We start from the raw sequence: 21,955 nt of genomic DNA on the forward strand, positions 1-21,955 counted from the left end.
TGGGCTGACACGCTGGGCGGACACCACCACCGTCAGGAGACCACCGTGACCACCACGACCCGCCCCATCGACTGGACAGCCCAGCTCGTCGACCAACTCGACTTCCACTGGAACGGCCAACTGCGGCCTCGCCTGGAGGGCATGACCGACGACGAATACCACTTCTCCCCCGCCGCCGACGAGCGCACCTGGGACGTCCGACCCCGCGGGACCGGCACCGCGCCCATGCAGGGCGGCGAGGGCGAGCACACCATCGACTTCGAGTTCCCGGAGCCGGTGCCCGCCCCGCTGACGACCATCGCGTGGCGGATCGGCCACGTCGTCGTCGGCGTCCTCGGCGCCCGGTGGCACTCCCACTTCGGCGGACCGCCCCACGACTACATGACCCACACCTACGCCGGCGACGCCGCGGGCGGACTCGCCCAACTCGATCGCACCTACGCGGGCTGGATGGAGGGCGTGCGGGCGCTCGACGCCGAGGCCCTGGCCGCCCCCGTGGGCGAGGCCGAGGGCCCGTGGACCGAGTACTCCATGGCCGCCCTGGTCCTGCACATCAACCGTGAGGTCATCCACCACGGCGCCGAGATGTGCCTGCTCCGCGACTTGTACGCCCACACCCACTGACACGGCGGCGCCGCCGTCGTCCCCGACCGACGCCGTCGTCCTGCTGCCCGCCACGAACACCCGACACACGAGGAGTCGTCATGCCCCTGTTCCCCGCCACCCGCGACACCGAGCGAGAGAACCTGCTCGAATGGATCGACGCCGAACTGGTCAACGCCCGGTCGATCGTCCACGGCCTCACCGGCGACCAGCTGCGCGTCTGCCCCCTGCCCACCAGCGAGCTGACGCTGGGCTGGCTCATCCTGCACATCGGCGAGGTCGCCGAGAGCTGGACGGCCCGCGCCGCCGCCGCGCCCGACGCGCCCGCGACCGGGCGGTCGCTGCCGGAGGCGTTCGCCTGGGCCGAGACCGTCAACCGGGTCGACCCCGACGCCACCGCCGAGGAGATCCTCGCCGAATTCGACCGGCGGCACTCCGCCGCCCTCGACAACCTCCGGACGTGCGACCTCGACGCCCCGGTGCCGGTACCCGCCGAGATGCCGTGGTTCCCGCCCGGCCAGCCGTCGTTCAACGGACGCTGGGCGGCGATGCACGCGCTGAACGAGATCGCCCGCCACTCCGGACACGCCGACATCCTGCGCGAGGCGATCGACAGCCGGACGATGTACGAGCTGATCGCCGAGGACCAGGGCATCGACATGTCCTACATCGGAGCCTGGTTCGCCGCGCACCCTGAGGTGCCGGCCCCGCAGTGGTGACCAGCGGGAGTGGGGGCGCCGGGGTGGCCGGCCCTCGGTGGCCGGCGGCGGGCTCAGTCCTCGTCGTACCAGCCGTCGAACGTGGTGAACTGGCCCTCGATCATCCCGGCGACCGCTCCCGGTTCGGGGATGAGTTCGGCGTCGGTGGCGATCCCCACGGAGACCGTGCCGTCGTAGCTGAAGATGCAGATCCCCAACGCCTGGTCGCCGCTCATCGGCACCCACCCGAGCATCCCCGACACCGGCGTGCCGGCCAGCGAGACGGTGGAGACGGGCCCGGGCACCGAGGTCAGCTGGCCGACGGTCTTGTTGGCGAACAGGTCGATCACCGCGTGCGCCACCGGGCCGGGCGTGACGGCCACAGTGAGCATGGTGGCGAAGTTGACGTGCGGCTCGAGGGAATAGCGCACCCGCGTCATCGACGTGGTGATCGCCTCGATGAGCTCGTCGGTGTCGTCGACCCACAACGGGAGTCTCATGAGGATGAGCGTGATGTGGTTACCCAGTTCCTCCGGAAACTCGTCACCGACCGGGGAGACCGCCATCGGCACCATGAGATTGATGTCGGAGACCCGCCGGTCGCCCTGGGTGTCGAGGTACTCGGTGAGCGCCTTGGACACGGCGGCCAGCATCACGGTGGTGACGGTCGTGTCGTGCACCTTCGCCACCCGCTTGACCGCCGCCAGGTCGAGCCCCGCGATCCAGGAGACCTTCTTCTCCGCGTGCGCCTTTCCGCTCCAGGACAGTTCGGGGGATCGCGGCTCGAACAGCAGACGGAAGACGCCCCGGTAGGTGTTGGCGGTCCGGTTCTCCGCGTTGATGTTGTCCGTCAACGACTCCACGACGCGCGTCGGGACCCGCGTCAGTGACCGGCCGGGGGCCGCGACGTCCCGCGCCAGGCGGGCCAGCGTCAGCGGGAACCGGAGTGTGGCGCCGGTCACGCCCCGGGCGATCCCCCACGAGTCCTTGGCCAGTCCGGCACCCGCGCCGGTGACCGCCCCGAGGATGCCGCCGCCGGAGGGCGAAAGATCCCGGCCGACGCTGGGCAGGGACGAGTCGTCCTCGTGGTCGCACAGACCCAGCACGAGCTGGGTGAGCCGGATCCCGTCGACGACGCCGTGCTGGACGCGGAACAGGATCAGCGCCCCCTCCTGCTCGCCCTCGTGCCCGTGGTAGCCCTCGATGAACTCGGCCCGCCACAGCGGTTGCCCCTTCGGCAACTGCACCGCCATCTGCTCGGCGATGTAGGCCTCGGCCTCGGCGCGACCGCCCGGCTCGGGAAGCCGGCTGCGCACGAGGTGGTTCGAGATGTCGTAGTCGGGGTCGTCGGCCCAGTACCAGCGGCGGCCCCGGCGGACCGGGATGCGGTGGAACACCGGGTGGGCCTCGACCATCCGCGTCTGGATGGCCCGGGTGACCTCATCCCAGTCGGGGATCTCGGCGAACCACACCAGACAGTTGATGTACATGAGGTTGTCCGGGCGGTCCATGAGCAGCCACAGCTGGTCGCGCAGGGGGATCCGGATCCCGTCGTTCGCCGCCATAGCCCCGGCTCCTCTCGCTCGCCGACCAGTCAACGCCGACCGCTCACCGCCGACCGCTCACTCTTGCACCCGTCGATTCGTCCCCACGCTAGAGCAGCGTCGACATGCCCCACCGGGCTATGACCGAAACGGCAACGCAGACGGCGGCACAATGGGCGGATGCGCGTCGTTCACACCCCGGATGATCCCCCGGCCAAGGGCATGTACGCCCTGCTCACCGCCTCGATCACACCCCGCCCGATCGCGTGGGTGTCGACGATCTCGGTCGACGGGGTGCCCAACCTCGCGCCGTATTCTTTCTTCACCGTCGCCTGCGCCGACCCGGCGATCCTGTCCGTGACCTCGATCGGACGAAAGGACACCTACCGCAATGTCGTGGACACGGGCGAGTTCGTGGTGAACATCGGCACCGAGTCGCTGATGGAGGTCATGAACGCCACCTCGGCGCCCGTCGGCCCGGAGGTCGACGAGTTCGAGATGCAGGGGCTGACCGCCGACCCCTCGGACGTCGTCGCGCCGCCACGGGTCGCCGAGGCGCCGATCGCGTTCGAGTGCGTGCGCCATGACGTGATCGACCTGGGCACCAGCGCGATGCTGCTCGGACGCGTGGTGAGCGTGACCATCGACGACGAGATGCTCGCCGACGACGGTCTGCCCGACTTCGGATCACTGCTGCCGCCGTCTCGGTTGGGCCGCCACCAGTGGGGATACGCCCCGCGCACGCGCGAACTTCCCCGGCCGCGGAAGTAGGGCGCGGCCAGCCCGTCTGCACCGAACCCGCCACCGTCCTCGAGCGCCCCGACGCAGCCGCGCGCAACTCCTGCACACGCTCAGGATATTTCGCGTGCGGCTGCAGGGATTGCGCGCGGCTGCAGGGGGAGATTGCTCGGAGCTGGGATGAGGCTGGGCAGGCGGCGGGGCGCGGCTGCGGCGGGGCGGCTGCGGCGGGGCGGCTGCGGCGGGGCGGCGGGCAGAACTGCGACAACCGGCAGGGATTGGGCCGGCGGCTCAGAGCAGGTCGTAGCAGCGGCGGATCCGGTCCAGCCACCAGTCGCGGACCTCACCGCTCACACGCAGGCCCTCCAGTCTTGCCGGGTCCGGCGCCACCGGGCGGACCGGGAGACAGCCGTCCTCGAGGGCGAACGTGCCCGGTTCGACCACGTCCTCGACGAAGAACCCGCCGGTGCCCAGACCTGCGGCGGGAATCGCGTTGTCGTCGTCGTCGTCGGGTCCGGGACGGCCACGCCCGGCACCACCCGGCAACGCTGCCGCGGCGGCGACCCCCGCCGCGACCCCCACCGCGGAGTCGAGCGCACTGGAGACCGTGACCGGCACCCCGAGCTCTGCGGCCACCGCGAGCAGGCGACGCGGCCCGCCCAGCGGCGCGACCTTGACGACCGCCCGGTCGGCGCCGCCCGCTCGCACGACGCGCAGGGGGTCGGAGGCGCGGCGGATGGACTCGTCGGCGGCGACGTCCACGTGCACCCCGTCGGCGGCCAGGCGCTCCCGCAATTGCACCAGCTCCTCGACGGTGGCGCAGGGCTGCTCGGCGTACTCCAGGCCCGGCCCGTCCAGTGAGACCGGGCCGGTGCCGGGGCCCCGTGCGACGTCGTCCGCACGCACCGCCTGGTCCAGCACCCGGATCGCGTGGGCGGCCTCGGCGACCGACCACGCCCCGTTGGCGTCCACCCGGACGCGCGCGCCGGGGCGGGCCTGGAGGACGGCGGCGATGCGGGCGACGTCGTCGACGAGCTGCTGCCCGGACTCGGCCACCTTGACCTTGACCGTCATACAGCCCGGGAAGCGGTCGAGGATCGCCGCGACGTCCCCGGCCGCGACCGCCGGGACCGTGGCGTTGACCGGGACCCGGGAACGCAGCGCCGGCGGCGGGCCCTGCCACGCCATCTCCAGCGCGGAGGCCAGCCAGTGGGTGGACTCGAGATCGTCGTACTCTCCGAACGGACCGAATTCGCCCCACCCGGCGGGGCCCTCGATCAGCGCGACCTCACGTTCGGTGACGCCGCGGAACCGCACCCTCATCGGCAGGGCCACCACGTGCACGCGGGCGAGCAGATCGTCGATCGACTCGGGGCCCGGTACGGATGTCATGGCTCCACGCTAACGTCGAACCCATGACCGAGAGCAGCGCACCGCAGGACCAGGCCACCGGAAACCCGTTCGACCCGTCGCAGTGGCGGGAGGTCGAGGGCTTCCGGAACGGGGAGGACCTGACCGACCTGACCTACCACCGCCACGTGGGCGAGGGCCGTGTCAACGGGATCGTGCGGATCGCGTTCGACCGCCCCGACGTGCGCAACGCGTTCCGCCCGCACACCGTGGACGAGCTGTACCGCGTCTTCGACCACGCGCGCCGCTCCCCCGACGTCGGCACCATCCTGTTCACCGGCAACGGGCCCAGCACTCGCGACGGCGGGTGGGCGTTCTGCTCGGGCGGCGATCAGCGGATCCGCGGCCGGTCCGGTTACCAGTACTCCACCGAGCACGACTCGGACGTCGTCGGCGCCACGGCCGACAAGATCGACGAGGCGCGCGTCAAGGCCGAGGGCGGACGGCTGCACATCCTGGAGGTGCAGCGGCTCATCCGCACCATGCCGAAGGTCGTGATCTGCCTGGTCAACGGGTGGGCGGCCGGCGGCGGGCACTCGCTGCACGTGGTGAGCGACCTGACCCTGGCCTCCCGCGAGCACGCCCGGTTCAAGCAGACCGACGCCGACGTGGGCTCCTTCGACGCCGGCTACGGCAGTGCCTACCTGGCCAAGCAGGTGGGCCAGAAGTTCGCGCGCGAGATCTTCTTCCTCGGCCAGGCCTACACGGCCGAGGAGATGTTCCAGATGGGCGCGGTCAACCGGGTGGTGGACCACGCCGAGCTGGAGAACACCGCCATCGAGTGGGCCCGTCAGATCAACGGCAAGTCCCCCACCGCGCAGCGGATGCTCAAGTTCGCGTTCAACCTCACCGACGACGGACTCATGGGCCAGCAGGTGTTCGCCGGTGAGGCCACGCGGCTGGCGTACATGACCGACGAGGCGGTGGAGGGCCGCGACGCGTTCCTCGAGAAGCGCGAGCCCAACTGGGACGACTACCCGTACTACTACTGACGGTCGGGGGCTCGCCGGCCATGGCCGTCACCCGCGAACTGCGCACCCTGCCCGTCCCCGGCGGCCCGGCGGTCGCCGAGATGTTCCCGGCACTCGGGCAGATGCTCGCCGACCGCGGGCCGGCGCTGCTGCCGGTGCCGGCCGACGACCCGGTGCGCTCCCGGATCCTCGTCGACAGCCAGCGCCCCGGTGACCCGATCGATGACCGGACCGCACTGGTGGTGAGCACGTCCGGGTCGACGGGCACGCCCAAGGGGGCGATGCTCTCGGCCGCCGCGCTCGCCGCCTCCGCCGAATCGACCGACACCGTGCTCGGCGGGCCCGGCCGGTGGCTGCTCGCGCTGCCCGCGCACCACATCGCCGGGTTGCAGGTGATCCTGCGGTCGCTGCGCGCCGGGCACGAGCCGGTCGTGATGGACGTGACCCGCGGGTTCGACCCCGCGTCCCTGCCCGACGCGGTGGCCGCGTGCCGGGCGGGGGCCGGGGCCGGGACCGGGACCGGGGCCGGGACCGGGACCGGAGGGCCCGCGACCGGGGGGCCCGCGACCGGGGGCGGCAGCCCGCGCGCGTACACCTCGCTCGTCCCGGGTCAGCTGGCCAAGGTCCTCGACGACGGCCCGCCCGACGCCGTGGCCGCGCTCGCCGAGCTCGACGCGGTCCTGCTCGGCGGGGCCGCGGCCGCACCGGAGCTGCTCGCCCGCGCCGCGGACGCCGGCATCCGGGTGGTCCGGACCTACGGCATGAGCGAGACCGCGGGCGGATGTGTGTACGACGGCGCCCCGCTCCCGGGGGTGACGGTGGAGGTCGACGACGACGGGGGCCGCGTCTGGCTGGCCGGCCCGCAGCTCGCGTCGGGGTACAGGAACGCACCGGATCACCCCGCGTTCGCCCGGGCGGGATGGTTCCGCACCGACGATGCCGGGACGCTCGACCCCGGGGGCGGGCTCCGGATCCTCGGCAGGGTCGACGAGGCGTTGAGCGTCGGTGGGCTCACGCTCCTCCCGCAGACCGTGGAGGATGCACTCCGCACGCATCCTGCGGTGGTCGACGTCGTCGTCGTCGGGATCCCGGACGAACGGCTCGGGACCAGGCCCGTCGCGGCGGTCACGCTCCGCTCCTCCGCGTCGCCGGACGACCTGCGCGCACACGTGGCCGCGTCTCTGGGGGCGCACTCGGCCCCTGCGATCGTCGCCGTGCTGGACGCGTTGCCCATGCTGCCGGGCGGCAAGGTGGACCGACGCGGCGTCGCCGCGGGCTTCCTCGATGGGACAATCGGGGCATGAGCCGCGAGACCGATCCCGTCATCCACCGCGAGACCCCTCCCGCCAGCGACGCCGACGCCGCCACCACCGAACCCGGGGGCGCCACGTTCTCCCACTGGCTCGAGGGCGCCCGCCCCCGCACCTGGCCCAACGCGTTCGCCCCAGTGCTCGTCGGCTCGGCGGCCGCGGCGCTCGCGGGCGGGTTCGTGTGGTGGCAGGCGATCCTGGCGCTCGTGGTGGCGTGGTCGTTCATCGTGGGCGTCAACTACGCCAACGACTACTCGGACGGCATCCGCGGCACCGACGACGACCGCGTGGGCCCGCTGCGACTGGTGGGCTCGGGACTGGCCCGGCCGACGACGGTCAAGCGCGCCGCGTTCGGGTTCCTCGGACTGGGCGGACTCGCCGGGCTGGTGCTCAGTGCGACGTCGGCACCGTGGCTGATCCTGGTCGGGGTGGCCTGCATCCTGGCGGCCTGGTTCTACACGGGCGGCAGGTCCCCGTACGGCTACCGCGGTTTCGGCGAGGTCGCGGTGTTCGTGTTCTTCGGCCTGGTCGCCGTGATCGGTACGCAGTTCACGCAGCTCGGGTCGGTCACCTGGTACGCGGTGGTGGCGGCCGTGGCGGTGGGGAGCTTCTCCTGCGCGGTGAACCTCACCAACAACCTGCGGGACATCCCCTCGGACACCGAGTCCGGCAAGATCACGCTGGCCGTGCGCCTGGGCGACTCGCGGACCCGCGGCCTGCACGCGGTCCTGGAACTGCTGGTGCCGCTGTTGGCGACGCTCGCACTGGTCCCGGCGACGCCCTGGGCGCTGCTGGGGCTGCTGGCGTTGCCGGTGGCGTGGAAGGCCAACGCGCCGGTGCGCGCACGGGCGACGGGTGCCGGACTCATCCCCGCGCTGACCATGGCCGGGATGGCGATGCTCGCGTGGAGCGTGCTGGTCGCCGCCGGGTTCGTGATCGCCTCGCTCTGACCCGGCGAGCCCCGCCCGGCACGGACGACGGCGGCCGGTCCCCCACCTCGGGGACCGGCCGCCGTCGACGTTCCTGCTGACTTACTTGCCGAGTGAGCCCTCGGGCACGGCGTTCCAGGCGGACTGGATCCCGTTGTTGAGGGCCAGGGCGGCACCGCGGAGGGCGTCCTTGACCTGCTCGGGCACCGGCAGCGTGTCGATATCGGCGATGGTGATCGTGCCGGGGGCCGGAGGGGCCACCGGCGCGGCCACGGGCGCCGGAGCCGGGGCCGGGGCGGGACGCGGTGCCGGGGCGCCGCCGCCACCGGTACCGCCGGTGGTCCCGCCCGCACCGCCGGTGACGGTGACCGTGGTCGTCTCGGTGCGTACCGGGACCCCGAAGATGAAGGCGGTCGCCACGGGCTCGTACACGCCCGCGACGGTGGGGGTGCCCCTGATCGCGGTGGTGGCCGGATCGTAGGACAGCCCGGGCGGCAGGCCTCGGAACTGGATCGAGGCGCCGGGGGGCGGGGTGACGTAGTCGCTGACCCGCCGTTCCATGTACTCGCCGACGCGCAGCGTCAGGGACGGCAGGGCCGCGGGTGCCACGTCGGTGGCCTCGACGACCAGGGGCGCATGGTCGGGCGCGTCCGCCTGGCCGGACGCGACCCCGACCGCGGCCATGGCGGCGAGTGCGAGGGAGGAGGCGACGACAGGAAGGGAGATACGCATACACGCCTTTCGGTGGTTACCGCCGCGAGATCGCGACCGCCCCACGGTAACCCAGGAACGCACCACACCCCGGGGCCATCTCACGAAGTGAGACGACCCCGGGGTGGAGGTGGTCACCGGCGACCTACCCGGCCGCCGGGAGCCTGTCGATCAGCCGCGACCGTTGGCGACCGTCGGCCCGGGGGCCTGGACCCTGTTCGGGGCGCCGGCGGCGACGGTCGGCGCACCGGCGGCCACGGTCGGGGCGACCGATCCGGAGGAGCCACCGTTGCCGGTGTCGCTCGATCCGCCGGTGGTGGTGCCGCCCGTGGTGGTCGAACCGGGAAGGGCCGGCAGGATCGCGGTGGAGCCCGGGACCGAGGAGCCGCCGCCCAGCGCGAGGCTGAGCCCGGCGATGCCGAGGAGCGCGGCGCCCGTCAGCGCCAGCCCGGGGGCCAGCGCCCCGAGGGAACCGGTGTCCGCCGGGAAGGACGATCCCGGGACGGTGATCTCGCCGCCGCCGGTCAGGTCCCCGCCGGTGACGATCTCGGTACCGGTCTGGGTCCCGCCGGTGGTGGTGGAGCCGGGGATCGTGGAGCCGGTGGTCTCGGTGTCGCCGTCGGCGGTCGAGCCGGTCTGGGCGTCCGAGTCGATCAGGGAGCCGAGCGGGGCCAGCGGTCCCAGGCTCTGGGTGTCCAGGCCACCGGTGGCGTCACCGCTCACCTCGCCCTCGGCGGTGGAACCCGGCATGCCGAGCGAGCCGTTGGCCGGGGCGTCGGTTCCGGGACCGTCGGCGTCCGGCGCGTCCGGGGTCTCCGGCGCGCCGTTCGACAGGCTGCCGAGGCCGAGCTCACCGTTGGCCGCGCTGCCGAGCGGGCCGGTCGGCGCATCCGGGGCATCAGGGTTCTCCGGGGTGACCCCGCCCTGTCCCGTCGAACCGGCGGCGAGCTCGGCAACGGAACCGGCGTCTCCACCGAGCGAGGAGACGATACCCGCCACGGCGCCGAGGATCGCGTCCGTTCCGTCGGAGCCCGTGGTGATCTGGCCACCGGCCTGCGCCTCGCCGCCGAGGCTGCCGTACACGGCGGCCGTTCCCTCACCTGAGACGCCGGTCGGCGCGGAGCCGTCGGCATTGTTGATCGTCAGGGTGACGGGAATCGTGACGACTCCGCCGATACCACGCCCGGTCACCTGGATGGTGTACACGCCCGGAGTGGTCACAGTGCCCGAGATGCCACCGTTGCCGTCGTACTCCAGCCCTTCCGGAAGCCCGGTGACGTCTTCGACGACGAACCCGGCCGACTGAGTGGCCTGGACGAGCGCTCCTGCGTTGAAGGAGAACTCCGCCCCGGCGTCGAACGAGGGGGCGGCCACGGCGACGGTCTGGATGTCGTCACGGACGGTGGGCGCATCGGGAGCGGCGATGACCATTCCGCCCACGAGCGCGACCGCTGCTGCGGCTGCGACGGGGGCGGCAAGGCGACCCCGGACGATACGACGAGGACGGGCGAGGCGAGCACGCATCGGCTGGTTCCTTCCGGAGGGGTTCAGATCGCTCACTCCGCGGAACGGGAGGGCAGACCATTACGAGTGCCACTCTAACCACATGCACACCAACTGTCTACTCCTGTCACATAATTCACTCGACTCTCATGAGTCACACCAGTAACACACCCCCTGGGTATATCCGCGCGCGCGGATCCGCGCTCACCGCTTCGGCATGCGCAGCGCCGCAGGGAGACGGCCGCGGGAAAATCACGGCGGCCCGGCCCCCGTGTCGGGGCCGGGCCGCAGGAGACCGAGAGGCGGGGTCAGGCGCCGGGGACCGGGACGGAGGTCGCGAGCGCCGCCTCACCGGCATCCGCGTCGTCCGGGTCGACACCGTCCCGGTTCGCACCGTCGGTGCTCGCGTCGTCGGAGGCGGCGATCGAAGTTCCGGTTCCGGCCTCGTCGGCGGAGGTCGTGGTGGTGGCCGGGGCGGACGTGGTGGAGCTGGCGGTGGCCGTGCCGGTGACCGTGCTGACAGGATTGCCGTCACCGTCGACGATCACCGTGACCGGCGGCGGGACCATCTCGCCGCCGAAGACAAGCGAGCACAGCCCCTCGCTGAGCGAGCCGGCCTCGCCGACGAGCGCCGACCCGCGCCCCTCCCCCGCGACCATGTCGAGCAGATTCGGGAAGGAATCCAACGCCGAGGTGATCAGATCGATGACGCCGGTGGGAACCCCGTCGATCCCCAGCAGCGGGTAGAACTTGGCGACCGAGCCGCCTAGGGCGGGCAGCTCGCAGACCTGATCGGTCTCGGGCGCGAGGTCACCGACGCTCGTGTCGTCTCCACTGGCGGAGTCGAGGCTGGCGGACTCGAGACTGCCCAGCGAACCGCCACCGAGCGAACCCGAATCGGCACCCTCACCGTCGGCTCCGCCCTCACCGTCGACTCCGTCCTCGCCGGGGGCGTCGTTCGAGGCGCCCTCGGACCCTCCGGCGAGGCTGGACGCGTCGGGGTCGCCCCCCTCGAGACTGCCGAGCGAGATGCTGCCGGACGCGGCCTCGTCGGGGAGGGTGTCGCCGTCCTGCGCGTTGACGACGCTAACGGACAGGGCGACCAGCGCGAGTGCAGCGGCGGAGGCGGTGACGACCTTGCGGGTGAACATGTGTGATGGACCCTCTTCGACGGCGACGGACGTAATCGAGCCACTGCGCCCCACCGGGCCGCCCGAGGTCGACAGGGGGACTCTATCGCCCCGACCCGCGCCCCGTGGGGACATTGCCCCGGGGCGCGGGGAGGATCACTGCCCGAGGCTGCCCGCGCCGGTGGTGAGCAGGCCCAGCAGGGCGGCGGGGCCGCCGTCGAGCGCTGCGGCACCGGTGGCCGCCCCACCGGCGGTGGCGTCCACACCCGTGGTGGCGGCGCCGGAGGCCTCGCCGCCGAGCAGCGACGGGGAGATCGAGCAGAGGATCTGACCCACCGAGCCGAGGCTCTCGACCGAGCCGCCCTCGCCGAGCACGGACGGGAGCAGGTTGACGACCGTGTTGAGCAGAACCATCACGAGTCCGGCCGATTCGGCATCGTCGCCACCGGTCACCAGCGGCAGCAGCTGGGCCAGCGAGGCACCGTCCATCTGCCCGTCCCCGATGACCGCGCACAGGTCCGGGGTGGCGCCGACCTCGTCGTCGTCGTCCCCGGTCGCCTCGTCGGCGCCCTCACCGGTGCCGTCACCGTCGCCCGTTCCGTCACCCTCATCGCCGGCGAGGGTGTCGTCCTCGGCGGTCGGATCACCGGAGACCGCCGAGAGCGTGGGGTCGGACTGCGTGGCGGTCGTCGTGGTCTCGGTCGTCGCTGTCTCGTCCGTGGTGGTCGCGGTGGTGGCGGGGCTCGTGGTGGCCGGGCTCGCCGTCGCCCCCTCCCCCGTCTCGTCCGCGCCGTCGGTGACGGTGATGGCGACCTTCTCCGACTGCGAGATCCCGGAGTTGGAGACGGTGACGAGAACCTCGTACTCACCGGCACGGGTGGGCGTGCCGGAGATGACCCAGCCGTCCTGGGACAGACCGTCAGGCAGGCCGGTGACCTGCACCGTCGTCCCGGGCGGGATGGTTCCGCCGGCAGCCTGGGCGACGACGGGCTCGAGGTCGAGGTTGACGGCCGTACCGAGCGGGAGCTCCTGCGCCGCGGCCTGGCCGGTCGCGTTCTGCGTGAGCTGGATGTCGCCGGCCTCGACGGCGGCGGGCGCGCCCACCGCCGCGACGGTGCCGCCGCCGACCGCGGCGAGCGCGGCCAGGGCGCCACCGAGGGCGAGGGAACGGGAACGGGGGGCGGTGCGGTGGATGCGTCGCTGGAACATGAGGTCACCTTGTCGTCCGGGAGCTGGGCACGACCGGGTCCGGCCCAGTCACACACGTACCATACGTCACATTAGTCACATGGGCCACAGGCCGGACGCCGTGTCGGACGGGGTCTCCACAACCGGGATCCCTACACTCACCTCCGGACGCACGCCGCGACGGAAGGACACACGTGACCCCACCCCCCGAGATCGCGATCCGGGCCCACGGCCTGCGCAAGACCTATTCCCACGGGCGGGTGCGGGTACGCGCACTGGACGGCGTGGACGTGGCGATCGACAAGGGGCGCTGGACCGCGGTGATGGGCCCGTCCGGCAGCGGCAAGTCCACCCTCATGCACTGCCTGGCCGGCCTGGACACCCCCGACCACGGCACGGTGTCGATCGGATCGATCGAGATCACCCGCCTGGGTGACGCGGGGCGGACCCGGCTGCGGCGCACCCGCGTCGGCTTCGTGTTCCAGTCCTTCAATCTCGTACCGGCGCTCTCGGTGCGCGAGAACATCGTGCTCCCCGTACGGATGGCGTTCCGTCGTCCGGATCGGTCGCGCCTCGACTCGCTGGTCGGCGAGCTGGGGATCGGCGACCTGCTGAAGCGGCGTCCACACGAGTTGTCCGGAGGCCAGCAGCAGCGGGTGGCGATCGCCCGCGCCCTGCTGCCGCGCCCGGACGTGGTGTTCGCCGACGAGCCGACCGGCAACCTCGACTCCGAGTCCGGCGAATCGGTGCTCGGCCTGCTCGGCGCGTGTGTCCGCGAGGCCGGCCAGACCGTCGTCATGGTCACCCACGACGCGCACGCCGCCGCACACACCGACACCGTGCTAATGCTCGCGGACGGACGGATCGCCGACGAGGTCCCCTCCCCCACCCCCGAGTCAGTCCACACCGCCATGCGTGCACTCACCGGCCGCCAGCCGGCCACCGCGTGAGCCCCCATCTGGTCCTGGGACAGCTCCGCGCGCACGCGGGCCGCTACCTGGGCACCGTCCTGGCGATCGCCGTGGCCGTCGGCTTCGTCCTGGCCTCCGTGGGCGTGCTCCGCACGATGACCGCCAGCGCCGACGCGACCTTCGGGATGCGCTACTCGGATACCGCCGTGCTCGTGCAGAACCTCGGCGACCGCACCTCCGCCGGCACCGACGCCGCGCGCGAGGAAGCGGCCGAGGCCCAGCGGCTCGGCCTGGGGGCCATCGCCGCCACCCCCGGGGTGCGGGCCGTCACCGTGGACGCCCAGACCTACGTGCGGGTCCGCGCCGAGGGACGCGCCCAACAGGTGACGACGACGACGGCGCTCGCCACCGACGACGGTCTGCGCTGGCAACCGCTGGCCGACGGGCGGCTCCCCGCCGCTCCCGGTGAGGTGGCGATCCGCAGTGACGCGGACCTCCCGCTGGGCGCCACGTTCGAGGTGCTGCCGAGCGGCGCCGGTGATCCCGTCCCCGTCACGGTGGTGGGGCTGTTCGACCTTGCAGGGCAACCGGACATGAACTCGGCGTTCCCCCTCTACACCGTCGACGAGCAGGTACAGCAGTGGGCGCCGAACGGGGCCGGGGGCGATATCCGTGTGGCCGGCGACGGCACGGTGTCGGACGAGGCGCTGGCGGCGGAGATCGAGCAGCGCCTGGGCCGGATCCCGGGCACGTCCGCCGTCGAGGTGTCCACCGGCGCGGCCGAGGCGGACGCTCTCGCGGAGTCCTTCATCGGCAGCCGCGACGTCTACACCCGGGCCCTGCTGGCCTTCACCGTGCTGGCCGTCGCGGTGGCCGCCCTGGTCATCGGCACGACCTTCGCGGTGGTGTTCGCCGCGCGCGTCCGGGAGACGGCACTGTTGCGCTGCCTGGGCGCCTCGCGGCTGCAGTTGCGACTGTCCGGGATGGCCGAAGCCCTGGTCGTCGGCGCCGTGGCGACCGCCGCGGGGTTGGCGTTGGGTCGGTTCGCGGTCTCACTCGCGGCCCGGGAGGCCCCCCGACTCGGCGTGACGATTCCCCTTCAGGAGGTCAGCGTCCCCGGATCCGCCTATCTGCTCGCCGCCGCGGTGGGCGTGGGCGTCACCCTCGTCACCGCTCTCCCGCCCCTGTGGCGCGCCACCTCCGGCAGCCCACTGGAGGCGCTGCGCCCGGCCGATGTACGGCCCGACCCGTGGTGGCGGCGGCTGGCTATGGTCGCGGTGGGTGCCGTGGTGGGCGCCTTCGGCTGGCACTCGATGTCGGCGGCCGTCGAGGCGGGGGCCGTCGTCGAGGCCGGCGCGTGGGGCGTTCTCGCGTTCCTGGGGATCCTGGCCGTGGTCGCCGGTGCCCTGCCCACCCTGCTCGGGGCGCTCGGCAGCGTGGTGGGAGTGCTGCTCGGCCCGGTGGGTCTGCTCGGCGCACGGAACATCGCCCGCAGTCCGCGCCGCACCGCCGCCACCTCGGCGGCCGTACTGGTGGGCGTGACTCTCACCGCGACGATGGTGACCGGCATCGCCCTGCTCGGACCGGCCATCCAGGCACGGCTCGTCGACCGCGTCCCGCTGGACATCGCCGTGACCGCATCGAGCGGCGACACCCTGCCCGAGGGACTGCCGGGGACGCTGGCGGAGCTCCCGGGCGTGGACGAGTCCCTGGTCGTGACCGACATGTACGCGGAGGGCCCCGGGGGAAAGCGCACGGTCCTCAGGGTCGCCGACCCGGAGCGGGTCGGCGACGTGATGCGCCGCGACGTCGTATTGCCCGGGCCCGGGGAGATCGTGCTCCCGGAGTCCTCCCCCGTGGCCGCCGGTGCCCGCGACGGCGAGACCGTCCGGTTCACCTTCTTCTCCGACGACGACGGTCGCGACCTGGTCGTGCGTCGGACGAGCGATCAGTGGGCCCTGGCCGCGCCCGGGAGCGTGCCCGCCTGGCCCGTGGCGCAGTTGCCCGACGGGTCCCCGTGGCCGGAGGGCGTGGAGGTGCCCACCCAGTTCGTCCCACGCACCGAGGTCTGGCTGCGCATGGATGACTCCCTGGCCGGTCAGCAACTCGAGTCGGCACTGCAGGGCGTGCGTTCCGCCGTCGTGGACGCCGCGCCCGATGCGGCCGTGACCGAGAGCTTCGCCTCCCGCGAGCAGATCGCCACCTCTGTCCGGACCGTCCTCACCTCCAGCTCGTTGTTGCTGGCGGTGGCGGTCGCACTGGCCCTGGTGGGGGTCGCCAACACGCTCACGCTGGCGGTCCGGGAACGGACCCGGGAGATCACCCTGCTCAGAGGCGTCGGGGTCACCCGCTTCGGCGTGTGGCTCATGCTTGTCCTCGAGACCGCGTTGGTGGCCGCCTGCGCCGCAGCCCTGGGCGTGCTGCTGGGGGCGGCCTTCGGCACGGCCGGGGCGGCCGCGCTCACGGGGACCGGTTCCGGCGCGGGAGGCATCTTCAGTGACCTCGGTGGGGTCGGTAACGATGGTGTACCCGTGGCCGATCTGGTGAAGGTGGGGTTCGGGGGCGTCCTCGCGGCTGTCCTCGCCGCCGCCGTCGCCTCCGTCGGGGCGGTCCGATCCCGGGTCGCGTCGGACTAGATGCTCGCGCTTCCCGACCGTCCTCCGGGGTGAAAAAGATTCCACCCCGTCCGTCCGGTAGCCATCCTTTGACAGAACTGAGACACTATCGTTATGAGAACTCGGGTGCTCCTCGCCGCCGGCGCAACAGCGCTGGTGGCCGCGTCCTGCGCGCAGCCGGAGCCACAGGTGCTCTCCGAGGCTCCGCGCTCTGCGTCCGCGACGGAGATCACGTCGCCGACCACCCCCGAGCGTGACGAGCAGCCCGGGAAGTTCATCGCGCGATGTGCGACCGAGGCCGACGGCGGGACGCCCGGCCTCACCATCTTCACCGACGGATCGCAGAACGTCACCGATCACTGCCTGAGCAGGTACTACATCGGGGTCCAGCCCGCTCCCGGGGCACTGTACGTACCCGACGAGGAGGCCGGTACCTACGCGCCTCCCAGCGAGACCGCACCCGTCGAGACGACGGGCGAACAGTGGACGCCCGCCCAGCCGCGAACCGATATCGGGTTCGAGGATGATCAGGAGCTCCTCGGCGACGGGGAGAGGACCGAGAATCCGGATGAGCCGGGCACCGAGGATCCCGACACGGACGATCCGGATACCCCGACGAGCCCGACCGACGGGACGTCGCCCACCTCGCCCACGACGCCGCCCACGACCGAGCCGGGCGGTGCCGAGCCCGTCGTGACGGATCCGACCACTCCCGGGACCAGCACTCCCGGCACCACCGAACCCGGCGACACCACCCCCACGGGGACCGGCTCGTCCGAGCAGCCGACGACGGTGCCCACCGTGACCGAGGCGCCGCAGGAACCGCAGCCGGGCCCGCTGACATCCGTGATGTCCGCCGCCCCGTCGGGGTCGGTCGGCCCCACCGGGTCGCAGACCCCCACCGAGTCGGGGACGTCAGTGGGGCTCCCCGCATTCCGCTGGCCCGGGTCGTTCTGGCCGGGCGGCCCGCAGGGCTGACCTTCCGAGGGCATGCCCTCCGACCGGGTGTGAACTCGGGCCGGGCATGAACTCCGGCCGGGCGTGAACTCCGGCCGGACACCGCGCGCCGGTCTGGTGCGACGAGCGTCAGGCCTCGTTCATCCGACGGCGCAGGTCCTCGCGCTTCTCCCGTCGTCCGGCGTCGACCGCCGCGATATCGGAGTTGATCTGCGCGCGCATCCGGCTGAACAGCACCATCGACAGGGGCAACGCGATCAACACAGAGATGATCGCGGCGACGAGCACGGGGACCTGCACACCCGCCAGGCTGCCGATCCCGATGATGAGCAGCGTCAACGCCACCACCAGCAGAAGTCGGACGACGGTGTAGACGACCATGTTGCGGGCCAGTCGCGCGCCGGGCGCGGACCCCTCCGGTGTGGCCGCCGGGCTGGCCGTCCCCTCCGCGGGGTGTGTTGTCTCGTCTCGCTCGCTCATGGTCCCCAGGATACGTATCGTGGCGGCAAGGAGGTTCGAGTGATCTGGCTGTTCGCACTCATCGGAGTGGTGACCGTGGCGATCCTGCTGTGGCGGGCCTTCGGGCCCGGGTCACGGCCGGCTCCCCCACGGGTGATCGCCCCGGACGACGACCCTGATTTCCTACGGGATCTGGACCGTCGCAAACCGCTGGACCCCTGACGTCGGCCGCGCACGGGTCCCGGCGCAGCCCTGCCCGATGCAGCCCTGCCCGGACAGGTCTCGTCGGCCGGGTCAGCTGCGTGACAACAGGCGGACGATGGAGTCCACGGCGTCGCTGATCTGCGCCCCCGTGCGGTCGAACACCTCCGGCTCCCGGCCGATCGGATCCTCCACGTCGAGCGAGGGATCGTCGGTGTCGATACCCAACCTCGCCCGCGACAGACCCGCGAGCGTGACGGACTCGTCGGAGTCGGCGAGCCGGGCGGCCTCCAGGATCGTGTAGGTCTTCTTCCACAGCAACGGCGCCAGTTCCTGCACGGCATCGCGGTGCGCCCGGGTCGCGGTGAGGACGAGGTCGCGTCCTGTCAGCAGCCGGGCTGTGAGCAGTCGCGACGCGAAGCCCCCGCCGTCTCCCCCGTACCCCTGCAGCACCCGCAGGGTCTCGCGGTGGATCTCGACGCCATTGGCCGCCCGCGTCCCCGCGGAGTCGACCGACACATCGAGTCCGGCTGCCGCGGTTCGCGCGGCCAACAGACGCTCGGCCAGCGGCGACCGACACATGTTGCCCGTACACACCGTCATCACCGAGATCGCCATGGCGACGATCCTAGTGCGCGCTGCGCGTCACTCCCCGCGCCACTGCGGGGCGCGCTTCTCGAGGAACGCGGACATGCCCTCCTGGGCGTCGCAGGTGACGGCGTTGGTGGCCATGGTCTCGGCCATCTCGCGGTACGCGTCGTCCTGGGGCAGATCGATCTGCCTGTAGAAGGCCTGCTTGCCGATCTCCAACGTCAGCGGGCTGGAGTCGGCGATCTGCAGCGCCAGCTCATCGACCCGGGAACGCAGGTGGCCCTCGGGCACCGCCTCGTTGACCAGCCCCCAGTCCACCGCGGTGGCGGCGTCGATCGTCTCACCGGTCAACAGCATCTGCATGGCCCGCTTACGGCCGATGGAGCGGGAGACCGCCACCATGGGGGTCGAGCAGAACAGGCCGATCTTCACGCCCGGGGTGCCGAAACGCGCGGTGTCGACCGCCACGGCCAGATCGCAGGTGGCGACGAGCTGACAGCCGGCGGCGATCGCGTGGCCCTGCACCTCGGCGATGACCGGCTGCCGGATCGCCTGGATGGTCTCCATGAGCTGCACGCACGTGGTGAAGACCTCGCGCTCCTGCGTGAGGGTGCGGTCGACCATTTCACTGATCTCGTGCCCGGCGGACAGTGCGGGGCCGGACCCGGTGAGCACGACGACCCCACAGTCCGGGTCGTCACCGAGGTCGCGGATCGCCGCCGCCGCCTCCCGCATCATCTGCAGGGAGAGCGGGTTGCGACGCTCGGGCCGATCGAGTGTGACGCGAGCGATCGGGCCGCTGCGCTCGACGAGGACGAAGGGGGTGCTCATGGGGCCTCCGGAGGGGATGAGGGGCTAGCCTCCCCTGGTTCTACCCCGCGGCGCCCGTCGACGGGCCGGGACGGGGCCGGGGCGCCCCCACCGGGGCGTGGCGAGGGGCGTGGCGCTCCCCTCTGGTCACCCCGGGCCCCGGGCCGGGCCCGGCTCGGACCGGACCGGACCGGACCGGGTCAGTTCGCGGCGGCCTCGTGCGTGCCGTCGCACCACTGCTCGGCGGGGACGGTGTCCTTGACCTGGTCGACATGCTGACCGCAGCCGTCCCACGTGGTCTTGCCGCAGACGGGGCAGGTGACGGGGTAACACATAAGAATCTCCTCAGATCCGACATCATACCCTAGGGGGTATACCCGTAAGGGTATGTCAGTTCTCGTCCGGCCACCACTCGGCGTCGACCCTGGGTGTGGCCTCACGCAGTCGTTCGACGTGGGCCCGGCACTCCTCCCACTGCGGGAGCCGGCCCGCGGCGGCGACGTCGAGCAGGCTCGGGGCGTCGCGGTCGCGCTCGCTCATGACGTGCTCGATCGAGGTGCCGTCGAGGGCCGATCCGGGCCAGTCGATCGCGATCTTGGGATCGAAGGCGTCGATGACGTGCTCGGCCCCGGGCCGCCAGCCCTCCGAACAGAAGTACATCACCGTGGATTGCGGCTCGAGGGCCAGAAAGCCGTGCGCCACGCCCTCGGGGATGTAGATCGCCCGCTGCTCCACGGAGTCCAGGATGACCCCGGCCCACTCACCGAAGGTCGGCGAGCCCACGCGGACGTCCACGACCACGTCGAACACCGTGCCGGACGGGCACAGCACGTACTTGGCCTGACCGGGCGGGACCTCGGCGAAGTGCAGGCCGCGCAGGACCCCCTCCCCCGAGACCGACACGTTGACCTGCGCGAGATCGAAACGGTGGCCGGTCATCCGACGGAAGGTCTCGTCGGTGAACGCCTCGTGGAACACCCCGCGGTCGTCAGAGATCTGCCGGGGGGTGATCTCCCACGCCCCCGACACGCTGAGCTCGCGTCGCTGCACTCCGGTCCCGCCTTCCCGTTGTCTATCGATCCCGGTCGCCCCCGGCGCCCGGGTGACGACCACCCTAGCCGCGCATGGCGTCCACGATCTGCGCTGCCGTCCACTCGCCGATCAGCAGGCAGCCCATGGCGTCGTCGTGGACGGAGGCGTCCTCGTCCCAGCCGGTGACGACGAACTGGAAGATGTAGGTGGCCTCGTCGTCGCTCCATCCCACGATCAGACTCGAGGTCGCCATCCGGCCCGGCTCGGCCGTGTACATGCCCCGCAGGTAGCGGTAGACGCTGCGGACGGCGCCAGCGGACTCGTCCCCTTCACCGGCGACCTGCTCGAGCAGTGTCCAGTCGGGCAGTGCGTCGGCGGTGGCGACGATCATCTCGACCGCCTGCTCGGTGTCCATCGCGGGCGCGACACGGGCGCAGGTGGCCACCGCGTTGGGTGAGAACCCGTCACGGTGCGCACCCGGGTCCACGTAGATCACCGCGGACGGCTCGGGCGATTCGATGCGCTGCCACGGCGGGCTGTCCACCCAGGTCAGCGGCTGTGCGGCCACGGCCATCGGTGGGCTCGCCTCGAGAATGCGACCGGTCGACGCGCAGTACTCCTGGATAGAGGTCATGTCCGGGTCCCCGCGCCCCGTCAGCCCTGTAGTCCCGCGCCGACGATGTGCGCGCCACCGTCGACGACGAGGGTCTGCCCGGTCATCCAGTGCGCGTCATCGGACAGCAGGAAAGCCACGGGACCGGCGATGTCGTCGGGCACCCCCAGTCGCCCGGCCGGCAGCGCCGCGGACATGGCCTCCTCGCGGCCGGAATACAGCGCCTCGGCGAACCTGGTCTTGACCACGCCCGGGGCGACGGCGTTGACGCGCACGGCGGGTCCGACCTCTACGGCGAGCTCCTGGGTCAGCCGCATGACCAACGCCTTGGTGGCGCCGTACCAGCCGATCCCCGGCGACGGTGCCAGGCCGGCGATGGAGGCGATGTTGACGACGGCGCCGCCGCGCTCGCCGAGGCCTGAGTGGTAGACCTTCTGCGTCCAGGACAGGGTGCCGAGGGCGTTGACCTCAGTGATCTTGCGGGCCGCGGCGAGGTCGATGTCCACCGTGCGGCCGAATGCCGGGTTGATCCCGGTGTTGTTGACCAGCAGGTCGATGGGCCCGAACGACTCTTCGGCCCGGGCCACGACCTCACGCTGGTGGTCCTCGTCGTCGCTCTTGCCCGCCACCGCCAGCACCCGCTCCGGTGTGCCGAGATCGGCGACGGCGTCGTCGAGCCCCTCCTGGCCGCGCGCCGTGATGACCACCGACGCGCCTTCCGCGAGCAGGCGACGGGCGATGCCCAGGCCGATCCCGCGGCTCGCACCGGTGACGAGCGCGGTGCGGCCGGCGAAGCGGTCCGGGACGACGGGGCCGGTCCGGGGGGCGGGCAGGGGGGTAGCGGTCACGGCCGTCTCCTTGCGAGGGTCGGAATGCGTCTGGCGTGCGTCGCCCAGCCTAGAGGCCATGTCGGTGTGCCAGGCCGCGCCGGGGCCTCACGGCATCTCCTCAGCGGACCCTCCGGCTTTTTTTCACTACGGCGCCGCCGGGCGCTAGAGTTCGTGACAGGTCCCATCCGGCCGCCCCCTCGG

The 21,955-nt window shown here is 72.3% G+C and carries 23 protein-coding genes; 10 read left to right on the forward strand and 13 right to left on the reverse strand.

Translation table 11 applies throughout. From position 1 onward, the window contains the following. Window positions 1–66: 66 nt before the first annotated feature. Window positions 67–624, forward strand: a complete 558-nt coding sequence (locus VZF99_RS11655; protein ID WP_317469372.1) for a DinB family protein — start codon at window positions 67–69, stop codon at window positions 622–624. An 80-nt stretch (window positions 625–704) separates the two neighbouring features. After that, window positions 705–1,322, forward strand: coding sequence for a DUF664 domain-containing protein (locus tag VZF99_RS11660; RefSeq protein WP_120284186.1), 618 nt, complete (start codon window positions 705–707; stop codon window positions 1,320–1,322). 53 nt (window positions 1,323–1,375) lie between these two features. On the opposite strand, the gene VZF99_RS11665 is transcribed toward VZF99_RS11660, so the two are convergent. Beyond that, window positions 1,376–2,866, reverse strand: a complete 1,491-nt coding sequence (locus VZF99_RS11665; RefSeq protein ID WP_407334818.1) for a WS/DGAT domain-containing protein — start codon at window positions 2,864–2,866, stop codon at window positions 1,376–1,378. A gap of 159 nt (window positions 2,867–3,025) precedes the next feature. Between VZF99_RS11665 and VZF99_RS11670 the strand changes: the two genes are divergently transcribed. Continuing rightward, the gene (locus tag VZF99_RS11670; RefSeq protein ID WP_185950707.1) at window positions 3,026–3,616 is read left to right on the forward strand and encodes a flavin reductase; all 591 of its coding nucleotides are present in this window, start codon (window positions 3,026–3,028) and stop codon (window positions 3,614–3,616) included. Window positions 3,617–3,874: 258 nt separating this feature from the next. Here VZF99_RS11670 and VZF99_RS11675 read toward each other — a convergent pair whose 3' ends face one another. Further along, window positions 3,875–4,975, reverse strand: coding sequence for an o-succinylbenzoate synthase (locus VZF99_RS11675; RefSeq protein WP_407334819.1), 1,101 nt, complete (start codon window positions 4,973–4,975; stop codon window positions 3,875–3,877). 23 nt (window positions 4,976–4,998) lie between these two features. Here VZF99_RS11675 and VZF99_RS11680 point away from each other — a divergent pair, with 23 nt between their 5' ends. From VZF99_RS11680 to VZF99_RS11690, 3 genes are read left to right on the forward strand one after another with little or no spacing between them, the layout of a single operon-like run. After that, a complete protein-coding gene (locus tag VZF99_RS11680; RefSeq protein WP_407334820.1) occupies window positions 4,999–5,985 on the forward strand; it encodes a 1,4-dihydroxy-2-naphthoyl-CoA synthase in 987 nt (328 codons plus the stop codon). A 20-nt stretch (window positions 5,986–6,005) separates the two neighbouring features. Then, complete coding sequence (locus VZF99_RS11685; RefSeq protein WP_407334821.1) at window positions 6,006–7,268, forward strand: AMP-binding protein; 1,263 nt, start codon at window positions 6,006–6,008, stop codon at window positions 7,266–7,268. Then, window positions 7,265–8,224, forward strand: coding sequence for a 1,4-dihydroxy-2-naphthoate polyprenyltransferase (locus VZF99_RS11690; RefSeq protein ID WP_244200765.1), 960 nt, complete (start codon window positions 7,265–7,267; stop codon window positions 8,222–8,224). The genes VZF99_RS11685 and VZF99_RS11690 overlap by 4 nt, the downstream gene beginning before the upstream one ends. An 81-nt stretch (window positions 8,225–8,305) precedes the next feature. Here VZF99_RS11690 and VZF99_RS11695 read toward each other — a convergent pair whose 3' ends face one another. From VZF99_RS11695 to VZF99_RS11710, 4 genes are all read right to left on the reverse strand, one after another. Then, window positions 8,306–8,935 carry a hypothetical protein gene (locus tag VZF99_RS11695; protein ID WP_208636642.1) on the reverse strand — a complete coding sequence of 210 codons (630 nt, stop codon included), beginning with the start codon at window positions 8,933–8,935 and terminating at the stop codon, window positions 8,306–8,308. Window positions 8,936–9,085: 150 nt separating this feature from the next. Further along, on the reverse strand, window positions 9,086–10,438 hold the full coding sequence (locus VZF99_RS11700; RefSeq protein ID WP_407334822.1) for a hypothetical protein: 1,353 nt from the start codon (window positions 10,436–10,438) through the stop codon (window positions 9,086–9,088). 287 nt (window positions 10,439–10,725) lie between these two features. Then, window positions 10,726–11,568, reverse strand: a complete 843-nt coding sequence (locus tag VZF99_RS11705; RefSeq protein WP_407334823.1) for a hypothetical protein — start codon at window positions 11,566–11,568, stop codon at window positions 10,726–10,728. 135 nt (window positions 11,569–11,703) lie between these two features. After that, on the reverse strand, window positions 11,704–12,756 hold the full coding sequence (locus VZF99_RS11710; RefSeq protein ID WP_407334824.1) for a hypothetical protein: 1,053 nt from the start codon (window positions 12,754–12,756) through the stop codon (window positions 11,704–11,706). A gap of 173 nt (window positions 12,757–12,929) precedes the next feature. Here VZF99_RS11710 and VZF99_RS11715 point away from each other — a divergent pair, with 173 nt between their 5' ends. From VZF99_RS11715 to VZF99_RS11725, 3 genes are all read left to right on the forward strand, one after another. Beyond that, complete coding sequence (locus tag VZF99_RS11715; RefSeq protein WP_407334825.1) at window positions 12,930–13,685, forward strand: ABC transporter ATP-binding protein; 756 nt, start codon at window positions 12,930–12,932, stop codon at window positions 13,683–13,685. Next, window positions 13,682–16,282: an FtsX-like permease family protein gene (locus VZF99_RS11720; RefSeq protein WP_407334826.1), complete on the forward strand. Its 2,601-nt coding sequence runs from the start codon at window positions 13,682–13,684 to the stop codon at window positions 16,280–16,282. Before VZF99_RS11715 ends, VZF99_RS11720 begins: the two co-directional genes overlap by 4 nt. A 93-nt stretch (window positions 16,283–16,375) precedes the next feature. Continuing rightward, the gene (locus tag VZF99_RS11725) at window positions 16,376–17,239 is read left to right on the forward strand and encodes a hypothetical protein (protein ID WP_407334827.1); all 864 of its coding nucleotides are present in this window, start codon (window positions 16,376–16,378) and stop codon (window positions 17,237–17,239) included. Window positions 17,240–17,347: 108 nt separating this feature from the next. Here the strand turns inward: VZF99_RS11725 and VZF99_RS11730 are convergent, their stop codons facing one another. Continuing rightward, window positions 17,348–17,698 (reverse strand): DUF4229 domain-containing protein, encoded by a 351-nt coding sequence (locus VZF99_RS11730; protein ID WP_120284207.1) that lies wholly within the window; start codon window positions 17,696–17,698, stop codon window positions 17,348–17,350. Between the two features lie 39 nt (window positions 17,699–17,737). Between VZF99_RS11730 and VZF99_RS11735 the strand changes: the two genes are divergently transcribed. Then, entirely contained in the window at window positions 17,738–17,899 is a 162-nt protein-coding gene (locus VZF99_RS11735; protein ID WP_167457827.1) for a hypothetical protein, read from the forward strand. Window positions 17,900–17,971: 72 nt separating this feature from the next. On the opposite strand, the gene VZF99_RS11740 is transcribed toward VZF99_RS11735, so the two are convergent. The 6 genes from VZF99_RS11740 to VZF99_RS11765 all read right to left on the reverse strand — a co-directional run bounded on the left by VZF99_RS11740 (window position 17,972) and on the right by VZF99_RS11765 (window position 21,772). Next, window positions 17,972–18,496 (reverse strand): protein-tyrosine-phosphatase, encoded by a 525-nt coding sequence (locus VZF99_RS11740; RefSeq protein WP_132063077.1) that lies wholly within the window; start codon window positions 18,494–18,496, stop codon window positions 17,972–17,974. A gap of 27 nt (window positions 18,497–18,523) precedes the next feature. Then, complete coding sequence (locus VZF99_RS11745; protein WP_407334828.1) at window positions 18,524–19,300, reverse strand: enoyl-CoA hydratase; 777 nt, start codon at window positions 19,298–19,300, stop codon at window positions 18,524–18,526. A gap of 179 nt (window positions 19,301–19,479) precedes the next feature. Beyond that, complete coding sequence (locus VZF99_RS11750) at window positions 19,480–19,614, reverse strand: hypothetical protein (RefSeq protein WP_256385633.1); 135 nt, start codon at window positions 19,612–19,614, stop codon at window positions 19,480–19,482. A 55-nt stretch (window positions 19,615–19,669) separates the two neighbouring features. Then, window positions 19,670–20,329 carry a dTDP-4-dehydrorhamnose 3,5-epimerase gene (gene rfbC / locus VZF99_RS11755; protein WP_407334829.1) on the reverse strand — a complete coding sequence of 220 codons (660 nt, stop codon included), beginning with the start codon at window positions 20,327–20,329 and terminating at the stop codon, window positions 19,670–19,672. 64 nt (window positions 20,330–20,393) lie between these two features. After that, window positions 20,394–20,945: an LpqN/LpqT family lipoprotein gene (locus VZF99_RS11760; RefSeq protein ID WP_067716929.1), complete on the reverse strand. Its 552-nt coding sequence runs from the start codon at window positions 20,943–20,945 to the stop codon at window positions 20,394–20,396. Window positions 20,946–20,965: 20 nt separating this feature from the next. Beyond that, on the reverse strand, window positions 20,966–21,772 hold the full coding sequence (locus VZF99_RS11765) for an SDR family oxidoreductase (protein WP_082923945.1): 807 nt from the start codon (window positions 21,770–21,772) through the stop codon (window positions 20,966–20,968). Window positions 21,773–21,955: the final 183 nt, after the last annotated feature.

The sequence above is a fragment of the Dietzia kunjamensis genome, assembly GCF_045689975.1.
Taxonomy (GTDB): domain Bacteria; phylum Actinomycetota; class Actinomycetes; order Mycobacteriales; family Mycobacteriaceae; genus Dietzia; species Dietzia kunjamensis.